Source organism: Blautia sp. BCRC 81119, from assembly GCF_003184505.1.
Classification (GTDB): domain Bacteria; phylum Bacillota; class Clostridia; order Lachnospirales; family Lachnospiraceae; genus Blautia_A; species Blautia_A fusiformis.
Genome location: NZ_QJHD01000034.1, coordinates 1 through 18,395 on the forward strand (window position 1 = coordinate 1; position 18,395 = coordinate 18,395).

General features: G+C 47.1%; 16 protein-coding genes. 2 read left to right on the forward strand and 14 right to left on the reverse strand.

The annotated features are described in order from the left end of the window. Positions 1–135, reverse strand: a 135-nt coding sequence (locus DMI82_RS17220; protein ID WP_199579978.1) for a transposase, incomplete at its 3' end; no start/stop codon positions are given. 846 nt (positions 136–981) lie between these two features. On the opposite strand from DMI82_RS17220, the gene DMI82_RS17225 reads away from it, so the two are divergent. After that, the gene (locus tag DMI82_RS17225; protein ID WP_242981867.1) at positions 982–2,646 is read left to right on the forward strand and encodes a CapA family protein; all 1,665 of its coding nucleotides are present in this window, start codon (positions 982–984) and stop codon (positions 2,644–2,646) included. Positions 2,647–2,795: 149 nt separating this feature from the next. Here DMI82_RS17225 and glgB read toward each other — a convergent pair whose 3' ends face one another. From glgB to DMI82_RS19950, 6 genes are all read right to left on the reverse strand, one after another. After that, positions 2,796–4,682, reverse strand: coding sequence for a 1,4-alpha-glucan branching protein GlgB (gene glgB / locus DMI82_RS17230; RefSeq protein ID WP_110104071.1), 1,887 nt, complete (start codon positions 4,680–4,682; stop codon positions 2,796–2,798). Between the two features lie 211 nt (positions 4,683–4,893). Beyond that, complete coding sequence (locus DMI82_RS17235) at positions 4,894–6,300, reverse strand: polysaccharide deacetylase family protein (protein ID WP_021653064.1); 1,407 nt, start codon at positions 6,298–6,300, stop codon at positions 4,894–4,896. A gap of 227 nt (positions 6,301–6,527) precedes the next feature. After that, positions 6,528–7,883 carry a trigger factor gene (tig, locus tag DMI82_RS17240; RefSeq protein WP_110104072.1) on the reverse strand — a complete coding sequence of 452 codons (1,356 nt, stop codon included), beginning with the start codon at positions 7,881–7,883 and terminating at the stop codon, positions 6,528–6,530. Positions 7,884–7,961: 78 nt separating this feature from the next. Further along, entirely contained in the window at positions 7,962–9,461 is a 1,500-nt protein-coding gene (locus DMI82_RS17245) for a polysaccharide deacetylase family protein (protein ID WP_021653067.1), read from the reverse strand. Positions 9,462–9,514: 53 nt separating this feature from the next. Next, a complete protein-coding gene (locus DMI82_RS17250) occupies positions 9,515–10,999 on the reverse strand; it encodes a polysaccharide deacetylase family protein (protein ID WP_330409306.1) in 1,485 nt (494 codons plus the stop codon). Further along, complete coding sequence (locus DMI82_RS19950) at positions 10,950–11,132, reverse strand: hypothetical protein (protein WP_158526507.1); 183 nt, start codon at positions 11,130–11,132, stop codon at positions 10,950–10,952. The genes DMI82_RS17250 and DMI82_RS19950 overlap by 50 nt, the downstream gene beginning before the upstream one ends. 115 nt (positions 11,133–11,247) lie before the next feature. On the opposite strand from DMI82_RS19950, the gene DMI82_RS17255 reads away from it, so the two are divergent. Beyond that, positions 11,248–11,688 (forward strand): type IV pilin, encoded by a 441-nt coding sequence (locus tag DMI82_RS17255; protein WP_021653070.1) that lies wholly within the window; start codon positions 11,248–11,250, stop codon positions 11,686–11,688. A gap of 99 nt (positions 11,689–11,787) precedes the next feature. Here DMI82_RS17255 and DMI82_RS17260 read toward each other — a convergent pair whose 3' ends face one another. The 7 genes from DMI82_RS17260 to ispE form a co-directional block, all read right to left on the reverse strand. Further along, positions 11,788–12,234, reverse strand: a complete 447-nt coding sequence (locus tag DMI82_RS17260; protein ID WP_021653071.1) for a DUF1934 domain-containing protein — start codon at positions 12,232–12,234, stop codon at positions 11,788–11,790. 32 nt (positions 12,235–12,266) lie between these two features. Then, positions 12,267–13,088, reverse strand: coding sequence for a glutamate racemase (gene murI, locus DMI82_RS17265; RefSeq protein WP_021653072.1), 822 nt, complete (start codon positions 13,086–13,088; stop codon positions 12,267–12,269). Between the two features lie 56 nt (positions 13,089–13,144). After that, positions 13,145–13,384: a hypothetical protein gene (locus DMI82_RS17270; RefSeq protein WP_021653073.1), complete on the reverse strand. Its 240-nt coding sequence runs from the start codon at positions 13,382–13,384 to the stop codon at positions 13,145–13,147. A gap of 105 nt (positions 13,385–13,489) precedes the next feature. Then, on the reverse strand, positions 13,490–15,175 hold the full coding sequence (locus DMI82_RS17275) for a GerAB/ArcD/ProY family transporter (RefSeq protein ID WP_110104083.1): 1,686 nt from the start codon (positions 15,173–15,175) through the stop codon (positions 13,490–13,492). 5 nt (positions 15,176–15,180) lie between these two features. Beyond that, the gene (locus tag DMI82_RS17280; RefSeq protein ID WP_110104073.1) at positions 15,181–16,677 is read right to left on the reverse strand and encodes a spore germination protein; all 1,497 of its coding nucleotides are present in this window, start codon (positions 16,675–16,677) and stop codon (positions 15,181–15,183) included. A gap of 135 nt (positions 16,678–16,812) precedes the next feature. Next, complete coding sequence (locus DMI82_RS17285) at positions 16,813–17,514, reverse strand: GntR family transcriptional regulator (RefSeq protein ID WP_022427303.1); 702 nt, start codon at positions 17,512–17,514, stop codon at positions 16,813–16,815. Beyond that, a complete protein-coding gene (gene ispE, locus DMI82_RS17290) occupies positions 17,504–18,385 on the reverse strand; it encodes a 4-(cytidine 5'-diphospho)-2-C-methyl-D-erythritol kinase (RefSeq protein WP_110104074.1) in 882 nt (293 codons plus the stop codon). The genes DMI82_RS17285 and ispE overlap by 11 nt, the downstream gene beginning before the upstream one ends. Positions 18,386–18,395: the final 10 nt, after the last annotated feature.

Genomic DNA, 18,395 nt, shown 5'->3' on the forward strand with positions numbered 1-18,395 from the left:
ATACTCTGTGAGCAGCTCCTTCAGCCGGACGTCCACACCATTAATTAATACTTTTCGTCTATACTTTGGACACCATACTACATGGTATTTACAGGAATAGACGACATTGTTGTTTGATTCATATGTTATGTTTATATTTATATTATACTATGGCTCATTAGTTAATACAATTACTATTTTGTCCATCTTCAATTACTTGCATAAATTCGATGGACGCGTCTTATATCCCCATAGCTGACGCAAGGGGTTTTACGATGCATTGGATAAAAACCCCATAAAACGGATTTTCAGAACCTTCACAGTAACAAAAAATGGAAAACGCTTCAGAACCCGAAGCTCCAAGAATGTCCATACAGACAAAAGATCTTATAAGATATACCAACCATACCATACACCAGAAAAAAAATCACGCAAAACCCATCCAAAAATTCCACCACAATTCGACACACTCCCAGCCGACAACGAAGCACCTCGACACACTCCCAGCCGACAGCGAAGCACCTCGGCCCACCCCCTTCCCATCAAACCACAAGGAAACTCAGCCTTTCCTCCACGCCGTCCAGCGCAGCGCTGACGGCTCATCCAACTCCCGCCCAACCACCCTAACCCTACCGCCTTGAACCTCACAGCCCGAGCCGGGGATGCTGTCTGGTCTGCCTCTGCAGGAGGGGAGCTGATTCTTGGCTGGCGGAAATCTGCGTTGTTTTTCAAAAGTCCGCTGTCTGAGCGGCTGCAAGACGCGAGTTCGGACTTTTGGAAAACGCTTTTAGCAGATTCCCGGCAGCCTAGAAGCCAGCCCCCGACGAAGCCGCAGACCAGACAGCATCCCCGGCTCGGGCGTACGTTCACCCCCACCACCCTCTTCCCACCAAAATAAAAATCTGCTATAATACAACCACACAACAAAAATCAAAAATAACAAAGCGAACAATCACCAATCAATCGCATTCAAAATCCAAAGAAAGACAAGGTAAAACATAAATGAAATTTCCACCCAACATCAAAATCCCCGACTCCCTCAAAGGAGTCTTCAAAAAAAGCTCCACCCCGGATCCCCTCAGAGAACCCCGGCGCAACCCCAAGGACAACATCCCCCTGAACTTCCGCGAACGCAGCAATGCCCGCGTAAGTCTTATGGCATCCGTCATCGTCCTTGCGATCCTGGTCCTCTTCTTCAATCAGCTGGACTACCGCCTCATCCGCAAACCAGCTATAGACGCCCAGAAAAAAGCCGCGGCAGTCAAAGCCAAGGCCGATCAGGAAGCAGCCGACACCACTGCCGAAACTACCACTGCCTCCGTCATCGCAGTAGGCGACAACCTCTATCACCAGAGTCTCATCGACGCAGGCGCATCCTCTGACGGCAACTGGAACTACGACAAGATCTACACCCACATCCAGGACGCCATCAAGGACGCAGACATCAAAATGATTGATCAGGAAACCGTCTTCACAACCGACCATGACAGCGTAAGCTCCTACCCATCCTTTGCAACACCCACAGAAGTAGGAGACGCCATTATAAAAGCAGGATTCAATGTAGTAGAATCCGCCAACAACCACATCGATGACTTCGGAGAAGGCTTCCTCACAGACACACTGAACTTCTGGAAAACCAAATATCCGGATGTCACACTTCTGGGGATCCATGACTCCCAGGAAGATGCCGACACCGTCAAGATCCGTGAAGTAAACGGTATCAAGATCGCATTTCTGGATTACACCTACGGCACAAACGTAGGCGGCATTGAAGGAAAAGACTACATGATCGACATGATCCGCAAAGACAAGATCACAGCCATGATCCAGAAAGCAAAACAGCAGGCCGACTGCATCATCTTTGTAGCACACTGGGGTACCGAAGACGAAACCATGCCAAACGAATACGAAAAACAGTGGGCAGCCTACCTTATGGAGCAGGGCGTAAATGTCATCATCGGCGGACATCCACATGTACTCCAGCCATATGGCCGCCTTACTGATGACAAAGGCAATGAAACTGTAGTCTTCTACTCTCTGGGAAATTTCGTATCCACCCAGCAGAAGCTGGAAGAACTTCTCGGCGGAATGGCAAAATTCACCATTCAGAAAACCGTACAGGACGGCAAGACCTCAATTGAGATCCTGACCCCTACAGTGGAACCTCTGGTCATGCATTACAACAGCGATGCCGGTGAATTCGGACCATATATGCTTTCCGATTACACAGAAGAACTTGCATCTCAGAACGGTGTACAGTCATACATTGGTTCCGGTGTATTCACTCTTGACAACCTGAAAAAAAAGTTCAACGAGATCATGTCCATGAATGTCACTCCATCCACAGGGACCAACCTCCTGGATGTGACTATTGACACAGACCTGAACATGATCGATGCATCCGGAAATGTCGTAGAAGATACCGACTCCATCACAGCAGAAAAATATTACGCAGATAAAGGCATTGACATCACTTCCGAAGACTTTAACTCTGCTGATAATAACTCAGGCAGCACAGACGACTCCTCGGATGACGGTTCCTACGACGACAGTTACTCTGACGACGGTTCCTACGATGACGGTTCCTACGATGATGGTTCCTACGACGACGGTTCCTACGATGATGGTTCCTACGATGATGGTTCCTACGATGATAGCGAAGAATAGCGATAACTTTTCGTAACCAGTTTATACCCAGATCCATAAAATACCGGAGATCCGGCACCTCTGAAGCCAACACTTCAAAGGTACACAGATCTCCGGTATTTTTATTTTATCTCTTATATTTTCTTTCAAAGATTTCGCTATACAGAATATCAGTATGTAAATATACCAACTCCATAAGCTTCCAACGGATATGCAAAAGAAAACTCCCGGTTGTCACAATTTTTCTTTTCGGCTTTAAATACCTTGCCCTTTGGAAGAAGCCCCTGCTCATCCATGATCAGCTTGTACTGTTTTTTCTTCGGAACGCCTACACGGTAATCCGGACGTGCTACCGGTGTAAAGTTGCATACTATCAGGATATTATTACGTCTTGTAGGAGATTTTCTCACAAAGCTGAAGATACTTCTGTCGCCATCGTTGGCATTGATCCACTCAAATGCAGATGGATCATTATCTGCACCGTAAAGTGCCGGATATTTGCGGTAGATATGCAGAAGATCACTGACATACTGCTGCAACTTCTGATGATTTTCCTCGCCAAGAAGATACCAGTCAAGCTCTCTGGCCTCACTCCACTCACGCAGCTGTCCGAAATCCTGTCCCATAAACAGAAGCTTCTTACCCGGATGCCCGAACATAAAAGTATATCCGGCCTTCAGGTTCTTGAATTTATCATCCAGCTCTCCTGGCATCTTCTCCAGCATAGAACACTTCAGATGTACTACCTCATCATGAGACAGAACCAGAACATATTTCTCACTGTATGCATAAGTCATAGAAAATGTCATCTTATTATGATTAAATTTACGGAAATATGGATCTAGCTTCATGTATTCCAGGAAGTCGTTCATCCAGCCCATATTCCACTTCAGAGAGAATCCAAGCCCGTCGTCTTCTGCCTTACCTGTTACCATCGGCCATGCGGTAGATTCCTCTGCGATCATGACAGTTCCATGATTTCTTCCGAGAACAACGGTATTCAGATGCTTAAAAAATTCAATAGCCTCCAGATTCTTGTTTCCGCCGTATTTATTGGCGATCCACTCACCGTCTTTCTTACCGTAATCCAGGTAGAGCATGGATGCAACCGCATCTACACGAAGACCATCAACGTGGCATTCCTCTACCCAGTAAAGAGCGTTTGCGATCAGGAAATTCTTCACCTCCGGACGTCCGTAATTGTAGATCTTGGTTCCCCAATCCGGATGCTCACCCTGTCTCGGATCTGCATGCTCATATACAGCAGTTCCGTCAAAGTTAACCAGTCCGTGTGCATCCTTCGGAAAATGTGCCGGTACCCAGTCAAGAATGATACCGATTTTCTGACGGTGAAGATAATCCACCAGATATTTGAAATCCTGCGGTGTTCCGTAGCGGGAAGTCGGTGCGTAATAGCCGGTTACCTGATAGCCCCAGGAACCGTCAAAAGGATGCTCTGCGATACCCATAAGCTCCACATGGGTGTATCCCATTTTTTTGACATACTGTGCAAGCTTCGGCGCCAGTTCTCTGTAGGAATAGAAACCATCCTCATCCTCTGCTGTCTGCGGATGCTTCATCCAGGAACCCGGATGCACCTCATAGATAGACATGGCACCTGTGTCCGGATCAAAGTTCTCGCGATTTTTCATCCAGGTATCATCTTTCCATTTATAGTTGGTGATATCTGTAATACGAGAAGCTGTTCCGGGACGCATTTCAGCGGCATTGGCATATGGATCTGCCTTGTAAAGCTCCTCACCATGTGCACCTGTAATGTAAAATTTATACAGCTGTCCGATCTTCGCTCCCGGTACAAATGTCTCATAAACGCCAATGGGTCCAACTTTTTTCATGGGATTCTTCTCCGTATCCCATTCGTTGAATTCACCTATAACAGAAACCGCCTGTGCATTAGGTGCCCACACTGCAAAATAAACCCCCTTTTTTCGGTTCTGCGTATCTGGATGTGCTCCCAGCTTCCTGTAAATATCATAATTCGTGCCCTGACCAAACAGATACTGGTCAAGCTCCGTAAATTGTAATTTCTTTCCCATTTTCAGGTACCTCCCTTTATAGTTCTGCCACCGTCCATTCCCCAATTTTAAGTGGAATTTTTTATTCTATAATTATACCAATCCCCATATTTTCAGTCAAGGAAAAACCCTCTCCGGCTAATATGTGTCTATTATCCGACAGTGTCAGATAAAGTCAAAAAAGAGACCTGAATGACGCACATTTTGTCATTCAGGTCTCTCCTGTCATTTTTTAATATTCTTCGCTTCCATCGTCATAAGATTCGTCGTAGGAACCATCATCATAGCTTCCATCATCGGAAGATCCATCCGAATAATCACTTTCGTCAGAACCATCGGAATAGTCCCCTTCATCGGAAGATCCGTCACTGACATCCGATCCGTCAGAAGAATCGCTTCCATCGGAGCCATCCTCAGAGGAATCCTCTGAATCGCTGGAATTTCCTGCATATCCTGCAACACGACCAGCCTGAAGAGAGCTGTCCCAGAAGTCAGAATAGGAAGCACTCTGTAACGTAACATCCTTCGCTTCTGCAAGCTCGCTGACTGTTACAAGCTTATATCCCTGGTCGATCAGTGCCGGGATCAGCTTCTCTGTGGCACACTTCACAGATGGTTCATGAATATCATGCATCAGGATGATAGAACCGTCTCCCAGTGAGGAATCATTCATGATCTGGTTATAATCTGCATCCGCATCCATCAGCTTCCAGTCCAGAGAATCCGTAGACCACATGAAGAAAGGCTTGCCAACTGCACTCATCTGCTCATCTGTGATCGCGCCATACGGTGCACGACATACTGTTGATGCCTGCCCACAGGCTTTTACCAGTGCATCATCCGTCTTCTGGAACTCCTGCATAACAGAATCCAGATCCATATTCGGCAGCGTCTGTTCCGGATGATCCCAAGTATGGTTACCGATCTCGCAGCCAAGCTTTACCATTCGCTGTATGGTAGATTCACGGCCCTCCACATTCTGTCCCAGCATAAAGAACGTAACATGGATATTATATTTCTCAACAGTATCAAGAAGTGTCTCTGTATACTCTCCAGGACCATCATCAAAAGTCAGAGCGATCATCGGGCGCTTCTTGGAAGGATCATAAGAGCCATCCTCATTAAAATAATAGTCCTTCACACCTTTCTCCACCCATCCGGTCTGCATGTATCCCTTTTTATCAAAGCTATATGTTGTTCCGTCAATATCCGCAAAACCATTTACATAATATGTACCATCCGGATTCTGATACCACTTTCCTGTAGAATCCTCATGCCATCCCGGAGTCATAACAGAAAGCCTTTCGCCTGCTGCACTGCCCTTTACCGGCATCACCGTTGCATCCGTACCGGAATCCGCGCTGTCTGTATCCGAAGCAGCCGTATCCGTCGATGCCGTACCGTCCTTCGTACTGCTGTCTGTGGAAGCTCCGGCGGTATTTGCCTGAACATTTACTGTCTCCGCATCCTTATTGCTTCCGCCGCCTGCATGGTTGACGATGGGAAGAATTACCCCTCGAACAACAAAAACCAGCAGAAGAATCGCCGCAACTACACAGGTTATCCGCTTCATCATCCGCCGCCGTCTTAACTGTTGCTGTTTTCTGCGCATCCTCTCACGCAAAACTCTTTTGTCCATTTTTTACATCCCCGTTTATATACTCATATCTTTCTTTGATATTTAATGTCTGTCTTTAATCATACCGCATTTAACGCTTAAATACAATGGAAATTCCCGAAAGAATCTCTTAATTTGTTACTGTTCACTCCGTTCTCAGTAACACACTTCGCGATGCACATGTAAAAAAAATGGCACCCGGAACACATTCCGGGCACCACACTTTTTTAGCTGCTGATACTGTCAGATCACTCCTGACCCGCTGCATCCGATGTGCTGCTGTCTGCATCCTGATCCGCCTCGCCGTCTTCCGGCACCATATCTGTAGCCTCTGCCGCTTCCAGCTCTTCATCCACGGTACCTTCCGCACTGCTTCCGTCCGAGGAAGGATCATCTCCGTTTACTCCCTGGGTATCACCGGCAGAAACCTTCTCCTCAACCGTTGCATTGTCCAGGATAAAATCTTCCACTCTGAGAAGTCCGATGGATTCATCCACGGCTGCCTGTCCGTATTTATCTACCAGCGCAGCCAGATCCTTCACACTGTATGCTTTGATCAGTTCATCCTGGATACTGAGAGATTTTTTATCTTCAAGTGTCATATTCTCCTTATCCATGATCCCCTGTACGATCAGGTTCTGCTTTACTTTAAACTCCGCATACTGACCGCTCTGCTCCTCAAAATCATCCATGGAGATTCCCTGAGCTTTTACAAAATCCTCCAGCGTCATATCACCCTGTTTTGCATAATTCTCATACAGACTGCGAAACTCTGTCTTGGCTGTATCCAGATCCTCCTGTGGATATTCCTTCACTTCAGATGCTGAAAGCACTGTGTTCCATGCAGTTTCACGCAATGTGTTCTGTGCACTTGTCTTCGCTTCATCCTCCAGTGTAGTACGGATTTCCTTCTTGTAATCATCCACACTCTTGCAGTCTGTATTCTTGGCTACCCAGGTATCGGTAAGCTCAGGTGCACGCTTAAAGCTCTGCAGAGTGACCTTAAATACCACTTCCTGTCCGGCCAGCTCTTCCGAAGAGTATTCCTTCGGGAAAGTCAGATCGAGATCCTTGGTCTCACCTTTTTTCATTCCGATGATCCCGTCCTCAAATCCGTCGATAAACGTTCCGGAGCCTATGGTCAGCTCATAATTATTTGCAGTACCGCCGTCAAAAGCCACTCCGTCCTTGGTTCCCACATAATTAATGGTAACCACATCTCCGTTCTGAACACTGCCTTCCGTTACTTCCTCAGCCTTGTTCTGAAGCTCTTCCTTGATCCTTCCGTCAACCATATCATCGGTTACGGCTTCTACTGTGTTATCAAGAGTCAGCCCCTTATATTCTCCGATGGTCACATATTTGCTCACATCATCCACGGAAACAAGCCTTGTGTCTCCGGAGGCTGCCTCTTCGCTGTCTTTATTGGAATCCGTTTCTTCTGACTCTTTGGAATCTGCAGATCCGGAATCTTCTTTATCTGTTGTATCCTGCGCTTCTGTTGCAGGTTTTTTGTCATCTTTCTGGTCTGTTGATGTGCCACATGCAGTGATCGCCAGTGCCGCACACAGTGCAAGAACCATGAGATATGCTTTTTTCTTCATAACCTACTCCCTTCATCAAGTACTGTCGGTTCGATTATAATCTTTTTTTATACAGATTTGTAAAGTGTGTTTGCTGTCTTACATTTCCGGTACCGGTGTCGGTCTGGAAGAATCCCACACCTCCGATACATCAAACAGGTCACTGAGCATATCCGGATTGTAATACATTCTGTATCCATCCAGATTCCGTCTTCCCTGACGGAAATATTCACTTGTGATCTGCACAAAATACTGACTGGAATCTACATTGCAGAAATAGCGGTAGCCACGGCTTTTGTAATACTCATACTTCTCATTATCCGAGGTGTATCCTTCCCAATCGCCGATATCCGCACCAAAGGCAAAAATGATCATATCGGTTTTTCCGAGGATGGGTGCCACATATTTTTCCCATTTTTTATTATCGGTCTTCAACTCCGCTGCTGTGGAGCTTGTAGCGTTTCTGTGACCCCAGGTATGACTTGCAAATTCCCACCCGTCCTTTTTCATGGCCTTCGCCACTTTTTTGGCTGCTTTTACTTCTTTATCATAGTCAAAATCCGGATTGGCCTTGAGAAAAGCCTTCTGGTCATCCTGAAGATTCTTCTTGGTCTTATATGCCCCATCTGTACGGTAGCCCAGAACACCATTATAACCGGTCATTGCCAGAATACCCTTTCTTCCATGATAGGAAAAATCCGGATGTTCTTTGATAAAGGAATCCAGGATCGGCACCACATCGTAATCTCCGGTCACAACTGTACCGTCTGCCTTCTTATACTCGCATTTGATATCTCCGTTGTCGTCGATCACCAGCTTTGTGGCAAATCCGTCTCCGTCCATATAATGATAGTAGCTGACGTCATCCTCTGAAAGAACAAAAGGAATCTTGCCTTCCGGCAGCATGATCTTTCCCCTGCTCATGGTTCCGTCATCATTGATCACAGCCATATCATGAGGACTCACCAGTACGTAACCCTTATCATACATGATCTGGAGCATTTTTTTGAACTCGCTGACTGTGGTCATCATCTGATTATATCCGGCCTCATCGGAATCTCCGTCAAAGGCCAGTGAGGTATTCACGATCAGGGAATGAAAAAATACATGGGTGATATTCTCAAGTGGATATTCCACACAGGCATCTCTTTTTTTCATGTAGGCTGCTGCTGCTTCCTGCATCTTGTCACTGGTGGCAAATTTCCAGTTGTTTTTCAACACGGAGATCGCGCCGGTGTAATCATACTGCTGTGCCAGTTTTTTGGCTTTTTTGAGAAGTGTTTTTTCGTCTGAGGAAGTACTGTCGGAGCTGTTCTCGGCAGCTTCCCTTTTCTGTGTTTCTTTTTCTGCCTTTTTTTCTTCCTTCGGTGTCTCGGTAGCTGCCGGCTGGTCCTCCGGGTCCGCTGCTACTTTGGCTTCTTCGGACTGTTCTTCTTCGGCTTCTGCAGCTTCTGCTTCCGCTTCATCAGACTGTGTATCCTCGTCATCCTGTGTCCCGGAGATCATATTGTCCACCTGAACAGTGACCGGATGGTTTCCGCCCACAAGAAGTGACGCCGCAAGCACTGTTGTCAGTACACCTGCAATTTTTTTCTTCATAATAATATATATGCCCCTTTCTAAAAGTCCCCTCGTATCTCCGGATATGACCGTTACATCGGCGGTACCGGTGTCGGTCTTGCCGGATCAAAAACATCTTTTACGTCAAAAAGATCGGATAACAGTTCCGGGTTATAATACATACGGTATCCATCCAGATTCCGTCTTCCCTGACGGAAGTACCGATCCCGGATCTGTACATAATACTGGCTGGAATCCACGTTGCAGTAATAATTATATCCCTGCCCCTTCAGATATTCGAATTTATCCCCGGAATACTCCTGGTCATTGGTAATGTCGGTTCCAAAAGCAAAAATGATAACATCCGTTCCCCCGATCAGCGGATCTACATTTTTCTTGAAACGTTCGGTATCTGCCTGAAGCTTCTCCAGTGTGACCTGTCCCACATTCTGATGTCCCCAGGTATGGCTCGCAAATTCCCAGCCTTCTGCCTTCATGGCATCGGCAACCTTTTTTGCGGCTGCCCGTTCTTTTTCCAGGCTGAAATCCGGATGTGCATCCAGCCACTGTACTTTATTTTCATCCAGATCTGCCGGACGGGTCTCATAGCTTTCGTCGGTCCGGTATCCCAGGATCCCGTTGTATCCGGTAAGTGCCAGGATTCCTTTTGCACCGCGGTATGAGAAATCCGGATGCTTTTCCACAAAACGGTCGATCAACGGAACCATGTCATAATCTCCCACGGAGACACTTCCGTCATCTTCCGCATATTCATTGCGGATCTTTCCTTTATCATCCACGATCAGCTTCGTGGCATAGCCGTCACCGTCCATGTAATGATAATAGCATACATCATCCTGTGAGAGGACAAACGGCGTTTTCCCAGGCGGAAGAAGGATCTCTCCCTCTGTGATATTCCCGTTGTCGTCTGCCTTTGCCATGTCCTTGATGCTTACCATCACATAGCCCTTGTCATACATGGTCTGCGTGATCTTGTTAAACTCATCAATGGTTGTCATGACCTGATTATAATCTGCTTCTTTGTAGTCTCCGTCAAACGCTTTGGATGGATCCTTGATCAGAATATGATAAAAGACATGTGTCACCTTTTCAAGGGGCCATGCCGTACAGGTTGCTTTTATGTCTTCGTATTTTTTTGCAGCTGCCTGCATCTTCTTATCAGAATCATAGGACGGAGCCTTTTTCAGAAGATCGATAGCTTTGTCATAGTTATATTGACTGGCCAGAAGCTCTGCCTCTGCGAGAGTATCTTTGGAAGCGGTCTCTGTATTTTTAGTACCTGCTTCTAAAGCTTTTTCTCCGGAAACGGTCTGTTCTTTCTGTTTGTCAGAAGAAACCGTCTTCTCTTTTGAAGCCTTCTCACTTCTGCCCTTCAGCGCACCGACCCCTACGGATGCCCCGACTGCGACGATCATTGCCGCTGTTATGATAGCCAAACGTTTTCTGCGTTCCTTCAGCTGGCGCTTTCTGCGGCGTTTCAATACCTCTTTCCGCCATTCTTCGTACTCAGGAGTCCCCATTTCCGGTCGGGTTCCCCCGGGCTTTTTCTCTTTCATATAATATTTCCTCCATCTCTGGTTTATCCATCACATATGTTAGCTCAAAGATAGTTATGTCCTGTATTCTCTGCAGCATACACAGATGAACTGCATCGTAATCATTATAACTGGTAACTGCTGAAATTTCCACCGTTCCACCTGTCTTTTTCACTTTTTTAATTGCCTTTTTGATGAAACAATGCTAAAATGTTGTTTGCGTAATGTAACCGATTGCGAAACAAATATATATACAGGGGGATTCTCAAATGAGTACAGTTACCATCGTTCTTCTGGTCATCCTCGTTATTCTGATCGCAGCAGTGATCGCACTCTATTTCTTCGGAAAAAAAGCTCAGAAAAAACAGGACGAACAGCAGGCTCAAATCCAGGCTAACAAGCAGACAGTTTCCATGCTGGTCATCGATAAAAAACGGATGCCGCTGAAAGATTCCGGACTTCCACAGATGGTCATCGACCAGACACCTAAGCTTATGCGCCGGTCCAAGCTTCCGATCGTAAAAGCCAAAGTCGGTCCGAAGATCAACATCCTTATTGCAGATGAAAAAGTTTTTGATCTGATCCCGGTCAAAAAAGAGATCAAAGCTGAAGTCAGCGGCCTTTACATCGTTGGCGTAAAAGGAATCCGTGGTTCTCTCGAAGCACCACAGAAGAAGAAAAAAGGTTTCCTCGCAAGATTCCGTAAATGATCAGAATCCAAAACAGCCGCCATGCTTTCAGGAATTCCCCTGATGCATGGCGGCTGTTCTTATGTAGTGTAATTATATATCTTTTATTTTCTGCAGGATCTATAAAACAAAATCCTTGCAGTCTCTTGGCTGTACCTGGATCGCCAGATAGCAGTCTGCCACATGTTCTTCATTCATATCCAGCGCATAATCTGCTTTGATCTGAAGGTTCTCTTCGCTTTCCGTCAGCTCCAGATTCGTAGCTGAGATTCCCATCTGAAGTGTTCCGTAAGGGGTAGTATAATAGGTCATGTTTTTTTTGCCCTGTTCAAATACCATGTGTACATTGACCAGTCCCTTCTTGCTGACTTCCAGACCCTTTCCGGATACTTTTATGTAATTGATGGTGGGTTCTGCTGTTTCATCCAGCAGTTCCTCATATCTGAGATAATGAGAACCATTGCGGAAATAGTACTGTCCCGGAACAATGATCTCTATAGGTTCCTGATCCCCCTGTGCATCCATCATCTGAAGCCCTCTTACATGGATCAAAACTTCTTTCTGCATTCTTTTCTCCTATCATTTATGTACAGATCTGTTTAATATTTTTCGATATCGATCTTCTGTGTTTTTTCTACGTTATACGGCAGGATGGAATTGGCAAAATCCTTAAACTTCTCTGCAAGATCACTTACATAAAAGCGATACGGGAATTCCTCCTGTGCTACCTCATTGCTGGCAAGATCCAGTCTGGAGAGTAACTTTTTAAGCTCCAGCGCCGTCTCATATGCAGGATTCACAAGGCAGACCTCCTCACCCATGATCTTGCGGATGGTAGATCTTAAAAGAGGATAGTGCGTACATCCGAGGATCAGTGTATCGATCTCCTGCTCCTGCAGCTCCTTCAGATATCTTCTGGCAACTTCCTCAGTGACCGGATCATGATACCAGCCCTCTTCTACCAGCGGAACAAACAGCGGGCACGCTTTTCCGATCACGGTGATCTCCGGATCCAGTTCCTTCAGATAAGAGGCATGGATACCGCTTCCTACCGTGCCCACCGTTCCGATAATGCCCACCCGTTTATTTCTGGTTTCCTGGGCAGCAACTTTGGCACCGGCCTCGATCACTCCAAGGATCGGGATATCCAGTTCATCCTTCACCGCATCCAGAGCAAATGCACTGGCTGTATTACAGGCCACCACAATGGCCTTCACCTTCTGTTCCTGCAGAAAATGAATGATCTGGCGGGAATAACGGATCACCGTTTCTCTGGATTTGCTTCCATAGGGAACTCTGGCTGTGTCTCCGAAATATACGATTTTTTCCGATGGGAGATTGCGCATGATCTCCCGGGCTACTGTCAGTCCTCCGATACCGGAATCAAACACACCCACCGGTGCGTTTCTGTCTATATTCATTGATCTTATCTCCTGAAATAATTAATCGAACGTGATTGGTCCGTTGAAATATTGTATCACCAATCCAGGGCTTGCGCAAGCCAGAAGGATATCTTCACCGGCTTATTTTCCCCGTTATCCTCTGCTTTTTCAAAGCAGAATTCCGGGTAGATCGTTCCCCACCAGGCATAAAACTGTGGCTGCCGATCACCGGCAGTTCTTCTCTCCCAGGTACTCCCTGCAAGGATCACTGCCGTGAGCAAAAGGAACCCTCCTGCTTTTTTTAATACATGCTTCTTCATTTTTATATGCTCCATGAGCAAGCCCTCCTGTCAAAAATCTTCTGATGATCTTATCCAGAGATATACTGTACGATTTATCGTACTGATCATCATCTGTATTATTAACAGTCCGGCTCCCATCTATTCATTACTGCCGTAATCCACTTCCAGAAGCTCACCTTCCACCCATATCTCCGGAAGCCAGGGCAGCGTTCCATCCTGACAGAACTGATGATATACCTCCCGCAGAGTCACACCCTTCTTCTGCTGCCCGGATGTGCGGTTCTCCTGGATTCCCTGAAGGTATTCCCCTATGGAGCTTTCCCGGGCTCCCTTCCAGTGAAAAACATCTCCCAGCATATCCGTCCGGAACACGTAGACATCCTCTCCGATATGCTCTTCCTGCTTCAGATATCCGATCAGTGCTTCCCGGGATCCCTCTTCCAGAATCTGTTCATCCAGGATCAGCACTTCAAGATGACCCAGATCCAGAAATTTTTCCTGAGACCGGTTGTAAACTGCCTCGATCTCCTGAAAGTCCCGGCCGGAAAGAGTCAGCACAGAAATCGGATCTTCGTCCGGTTTTTCCTGTCCGGTAGCTGTACTCATATCCGGCATTGCATATTTCAGCACAAAGCCATTCTCTGAAACACCGGCCCCCAGTGCCAGCGGATAAGCTCTTTTTTCCGGTTCTACTGCCGCACAGCCTGATCCCGTCAAAGTGATGACCAGGACAAGTCCTGCCACAGTTACTTTTTTCTTCCGTCTTCCCCGGTTTTCCGTACTGAGAAAAAGCTGTATCACAATCAGAAACGGCACAAAGATGTACCCCAGATACCAGCCATAATACTCCCGGATCCCCATCCCGTTTCTCTCATACAGGGAAAGCAGCCAGCCTGCTGCCGGGATCCAGTACCGACCGGTCCCGAATCCGGTTTTTTCCGCGATCTGATTTCCGTAATGAAACAAACTTCCCAGAGAAAACAAAAGTCCGAATACCAGAAACCCCATCCATATCACATCAAATCTCGCCAGTACGTTTCCCGGAAGATCTGCACCCTCCAGAAGAGGCAGTACCGGACAGATCTCGTTTTTAAGGCGTGCACCACCAAAGACTGCCGGAAGAAGGAGCTGCATTCCAAAAATGATCCCGCAAACTGTAAGAAAAGCCAGGATCACAGGTTTTCTGGCACTTCCCTGTTTTTTTGCATACTCCAGCCCGAAGGGAAGAAGTCCTGCTCCTGAAAAAGCACACAAAAGTGTATACAGATCACGGAGCCATCGCTCTCCTGTAAATCCTGTTTCCGGATCTTTCATCACTTCCATAAAGTACTCTGTTTTTCCTTGCCCTGCACATAAAAGCATCAGAAGAAGGATCCCTGCCAGAAAAATCCTTCCGGACACCTCAGCGATCCGCCCTCTTCTCTGCATTCCGCGATGCGTTCCCAGACTACAGGCTGCAACTGCAAGAAGAGACAGCCATTTTCCGGAAATCCCGCTGATCAGACTTTCCGGGATCACCTCCCCCAGAAGGCCCGAAAGAAATGCCGAACTTGCGATCACATATACCAAAAAGAACAGGCCAATAAATCGTACAGTAAAACTTCCTGGCCTTTTGGAAAGCTCCCCATATGCAGGTGTCAGACGTATCAGCCAGATTACATAAAAAGAGAGCACTACGGCCGCAGCAGCTGTCCCTGCCATGGCACTGATGCCCAACATCGCTCCATTCTTAAACAGGCACAGCAGAAACGGCGCCGGAAACACCAGTATGATCTGCCGAAAAAGCTGTCTGTGGGAAATCCTGTTATTCTCCGCAAATCTCATAACCTTTATCCTTTCCGGCTCCATGGCCTTGTCCGAAGCCTGCGTTTCTGGGCATTTCTGGCATACAGCGGCCGGAATTTCCGCTTCCGGAAGGGCTGTCGCAAAATCCTTCCACCGGTTTCCGCCTCACTGTTCTTCTCTACAAAAGGTACCAGATATGGGACACCGAAGCTTAAAAGGCCTGCCAGATGCGCCATGGTGAGATACAGTCCCAACACGATTCCGAATATACCTAGAAATCCTCCCAGAAACAGAAAAACGTACTTCAGAAGCCGGAATGCAGAAGCAAATTCCTCATTAGGTATAGCCAGTGATCCCAGTGCTGTCAGTGCCACGATGATCACTACCACCGGGCTGACAAGATTGGCCTCCACCGCAGCCTGTCCGATGATCAGTCCTCCTACGATCCCAATGGCATTTCCAAGAGCTCCCGGGATCCGCACACCAGCCTCCCGTATCAACTCAAAAGACAGTTCCAGGAACACCAGCTCCACTACACTGGAAAATGGGACGCCCTCTCTTGCCTGTGCAAAGGAAAGGATCAGATTCGCCGGAAGGATCTGTGTATGAAACCGGATCACAGCCAGATAAAGTCCGGGGAGCAGCGTTGCCACAGCCATGGCCAGATACCGGAGCACCCGCAGGAAGGATGCCATCTCAAAACGGTTGTACCAGTCTTCACTACTTTCCATAAAACTGTTGAATGCTCCGGGAACCACCAGTGCCACCGGCGAATTGTCGCAGAGCAGAACTGCTTTTCCATTCAGCAGCTCCTGGGCAGCCCGGTCCGGCCGCTCCGTTGTCTGAAACTGAGGAAAGGGAGAATACCATGCTTCTTCTGTCAGCTGTTCCAGCATCCCGCTGTCCAGGATCCCGTCCACTGCAAAAGATTCCAGGCGCTCTTTCACAGCAGTCAGAAGCTCCTCATGGACCAGATCCTCCACATAAAGAAGCTGTACCACCGTATTGGAGCGTACACCGATGCTGCTCTGCTCCACCTTCAGCCTGGTATCCCGGATCCGCTTTCTCACAAGGGCCGCATTGGTTTTTACACTGTCACAGAAGCCCTCCTTGGAGCCTCTGAGGACCTTTTCCGTTTTCACCTCTGATACAGCCAGCCCCGGATATCCTTTACTGGAAATTTTCATTGCTTTGTCGTATCCATCCAGAAAGAAAACTGCATTTCCCGAAAGAATGGCACCAAATACCTCCTCCATGGAAGACAGCTCCTTCACATCTGCAATTCCAAGACTGTTTCGGCGGATAAATTCCCGGATCTTTTCCTCCGGGATCTCCCAGAAATGATTGATCATTTTTCCGATAGCAGAATCATCCAGCATCATGTTTGAAACCGCAACCTCAATATAGACCATCAGACAGTCCGCCTTATGTCCCTCACCAAGGCGCATGGGCCTGATCAGGATATCATCGCAGTTTTCACACCGTTTCCGGATATATGATTCATTTTCATGAAGAGATATCGATATCTTCCTTGTTTCCATAAAGCCACCATCCTTTACAGCAAGTTCCCCCACTGCTTATTGCTTTTCGCAATTGAAACAGGGGACTTACTTGATTCGGTTAAAAAAAGAGATGCCCCAATGACATCTCTCTTAATATTCCCGCATATCCGGTTCTTATTCTTTTTTCTCGGCCTCTTTTGCCTCATTCTCCGCGCGGATAGTACGGATGATCGCTTTTCGTTGATTCTCCAGATGATGGAAAGAAATATCCTGCGCCTTTTGCACATCTCCTTCACGGATGGCTTTTACCAGTTCTTCATGCTCACTGACCAGAAGATTTCTTGTCTGCTCCTCCTTCAGATACTCTACACGATAACGGTACATCTGCTCACGGAGATTATTCAGGACCTGATTCAGACGCTTATTATCAGAAGCCTGATATATGATCTCGTGGAAAGCCACATCGGTTTCCGCCAGACGGACCAGATTTCCCTCTGCTTTTGTTTTTTCAAATTCCTTGGCTGCCACCCAGAGCCTTCCCAGCTCATCCTCTGTGATCAGCTTGCACGCTTTTTCTATGGCAACATTTTCGAGGGCGATACGCACCTCCAGAACATCGTTCAGATCCTTCTCTGTGATGCTGGCTACCTGTGCACCTCTACGTGGGATCATCACTACAAGACCTTCCTGCTCCAGCTTGCGCATAGCCTCACGCACCGGTGTTCTGCTCACGCCAAGACGCTCTGCAAGGGCAATCTCCAGAAGTCTTTCGCCCGGCTTCAGCTCTCCCTTCAGGATTGCCTGCCGCAAGGTGTTAAAAACAACATCCCGAAGCGGCAGATATTCATTCATATCCACAGAAAAATCACTTGTCATTTGTAACTCCTCCATCTCTATTGTAAATATCCGTGGCAAATACAGTCTTTGCAAGCCCGCTCTTTCTGAGGCTTCTGGCTGCCGCGGCCATCTTATCCCTGTTATTAAAGATTCCAAACACAGTAGGACCGCTTCCACTCATCACGGCTTTCAGCGCACCTTTTTCTTCCATAAGGTTCTTGATATTGCCGATCACAGGATACTGTCGGATGATCCCCGGTTCAAATACATTCTCCATTCTGGATGCCATGGCATACAGATCATTATTTCTGATAGCTCCAATGAGTCCATCGATGTCCGGATGTTTTCCGATCCCTTCCAGATTCAGATTCTCATAGGCTGTTTTTGTAGAAACATTGATCCCCGGTTTTCCTATCAGAACATAACATTTCGGAACTTCCGGAAGTCTGGTCAGCTTCTCTCCGATTCCCTCCGCAAGAGCTGTTCCCCGCATGATACAATACGGAACATCTGCTCCGACCTTTACTGCACGTTCCATCAGCTGTTCTTCGGTAAGCCCTAAATGGAACATCCGGTTCACACCCACAAATGCGGCCGCTGCATCGGAGCTGCCTCCTGCCATGCCTGCTGCCACCGGGATAAATTTACGAAGCTTGATGGAAAGTCCCTCTTCAACATCGAACTCCTCCATCAGCATCTGTGCTGCCTTATATACAAGATTTCTCTGGTCTGTAGGAATAAACGGAAGATTGGTCGTCAGTACGATCCCCGGCCGTCTGGTCTTTCTGATATCCAGGATATCATACATACGGATGGTCTGCATGATCATGCGTACCTCATGATAACCGTCCTCTCTCTTTCCCAGAACATCAAGTCCGAGATTGATCTTTGCCATTGCTTTTAAACGCATAAGCCCCTCC

Excerpts from the sequence above, each read along its gene's own strand:
- DMI82_RS17225 (WP_242981867.1), top strand. The coding sequence starts at position 982 with ATGAAATTTCCACCCAACATCAAAATCCCCGACTCCCTCAAAGGAGTC.
- glgB (WP_110104071.1), bottom strand. The coding sequence starts at position 4,682 with ATGGGAAAGAAATTACAATTTACGGAGCTTGACCAGTATCTGTTTGGT.
- DMI82_RS17235 (WP_021653064.1), bottom strand. The coding sequence starts at position 6,300 with ATGGACAAAAGAGTTTTGCGTGAGAGGATGCGCAGAAAACAGCAACAG.
- tig (WP_110104072.1), bottom strand. The coding sequence starts at position 7,883 with ATGAAGAAAAAAGCATATCTCATGGTTCTTGCACTGTGTGCGGCACTG.
- DMI82_RS17245 (WP_021653067.1), bottom strand. The coding sequence starts at position 9,461 with ATGAAGAAAAAAATTGCAGGTGTACTGACAACAGTGCTTGCGGCGTCA.
- DMI82_RS17250 (WP_330409306.1), bottom strand. The coding sequence starts at position 10,999 with ATGAAAGAGAAAAAGCCCGGGGGAACCCGACCGGAAATGGGGACTCCT.
- DMI82_RS17255 (WP_021653070.1), top strand. The coding sequence starts at position 11,248 with ATGAGTACAGTTACCATCGTTCTTCTGGTCATCCTCGTTATTCTGATC.
- DMI82_RS17260 (WP_021653071.1), bottom strand. The coding sequence starts at position 12,234 with ATGCAGAAAGAAGTTTTGATCCATGTAAGAGGGCTTCAGATGATGGAT.
- murI (WP_021653072.1), bottom strand. The coding sequence starts at position 13,088 with ATGAATATAGACAGAAACGCACCGGTGGGTGTGTTTGATTCCGGTATC.
- DMI82_RS17270 (WP_021653073.1), bottom strand. The coding sequence starts at position 13,384 with ATGGAGCATATAAAAATGAAGAAGCATGTATTAAAAAAAGCAGGAGGG.
- DMI82_RS17275 (WP_110104083.1), bottom strand. The coding sequence starts at position 15,175 with ATGAGATTTGCGGAGAATAACAGGATTTCCCACAGACAGCTTTTTCGG.
- DMI82_RS17280 (WP_110104073.1), bottom strand. The coding sequence starts at position 16,677 with ATGGAAACAAGGAAGATATCGATATCTCTTCATGAAAATGAATCATAT.
- DMI82_RS17285 (WP_022427303.1), bottom strand. The coding sequence starts at position 17,514 with ATGACAAGTGATTTTTCTGTGGATATGAATGAATATCTGCCGCTTCGG.
- ispE (WP_110104074.1), bottom strand. The coding sequence starts at position 18,385 with ATGCGTTTAAAAGCAATGGCAAAGATCAATCTCGGACTTGATGTTCTG.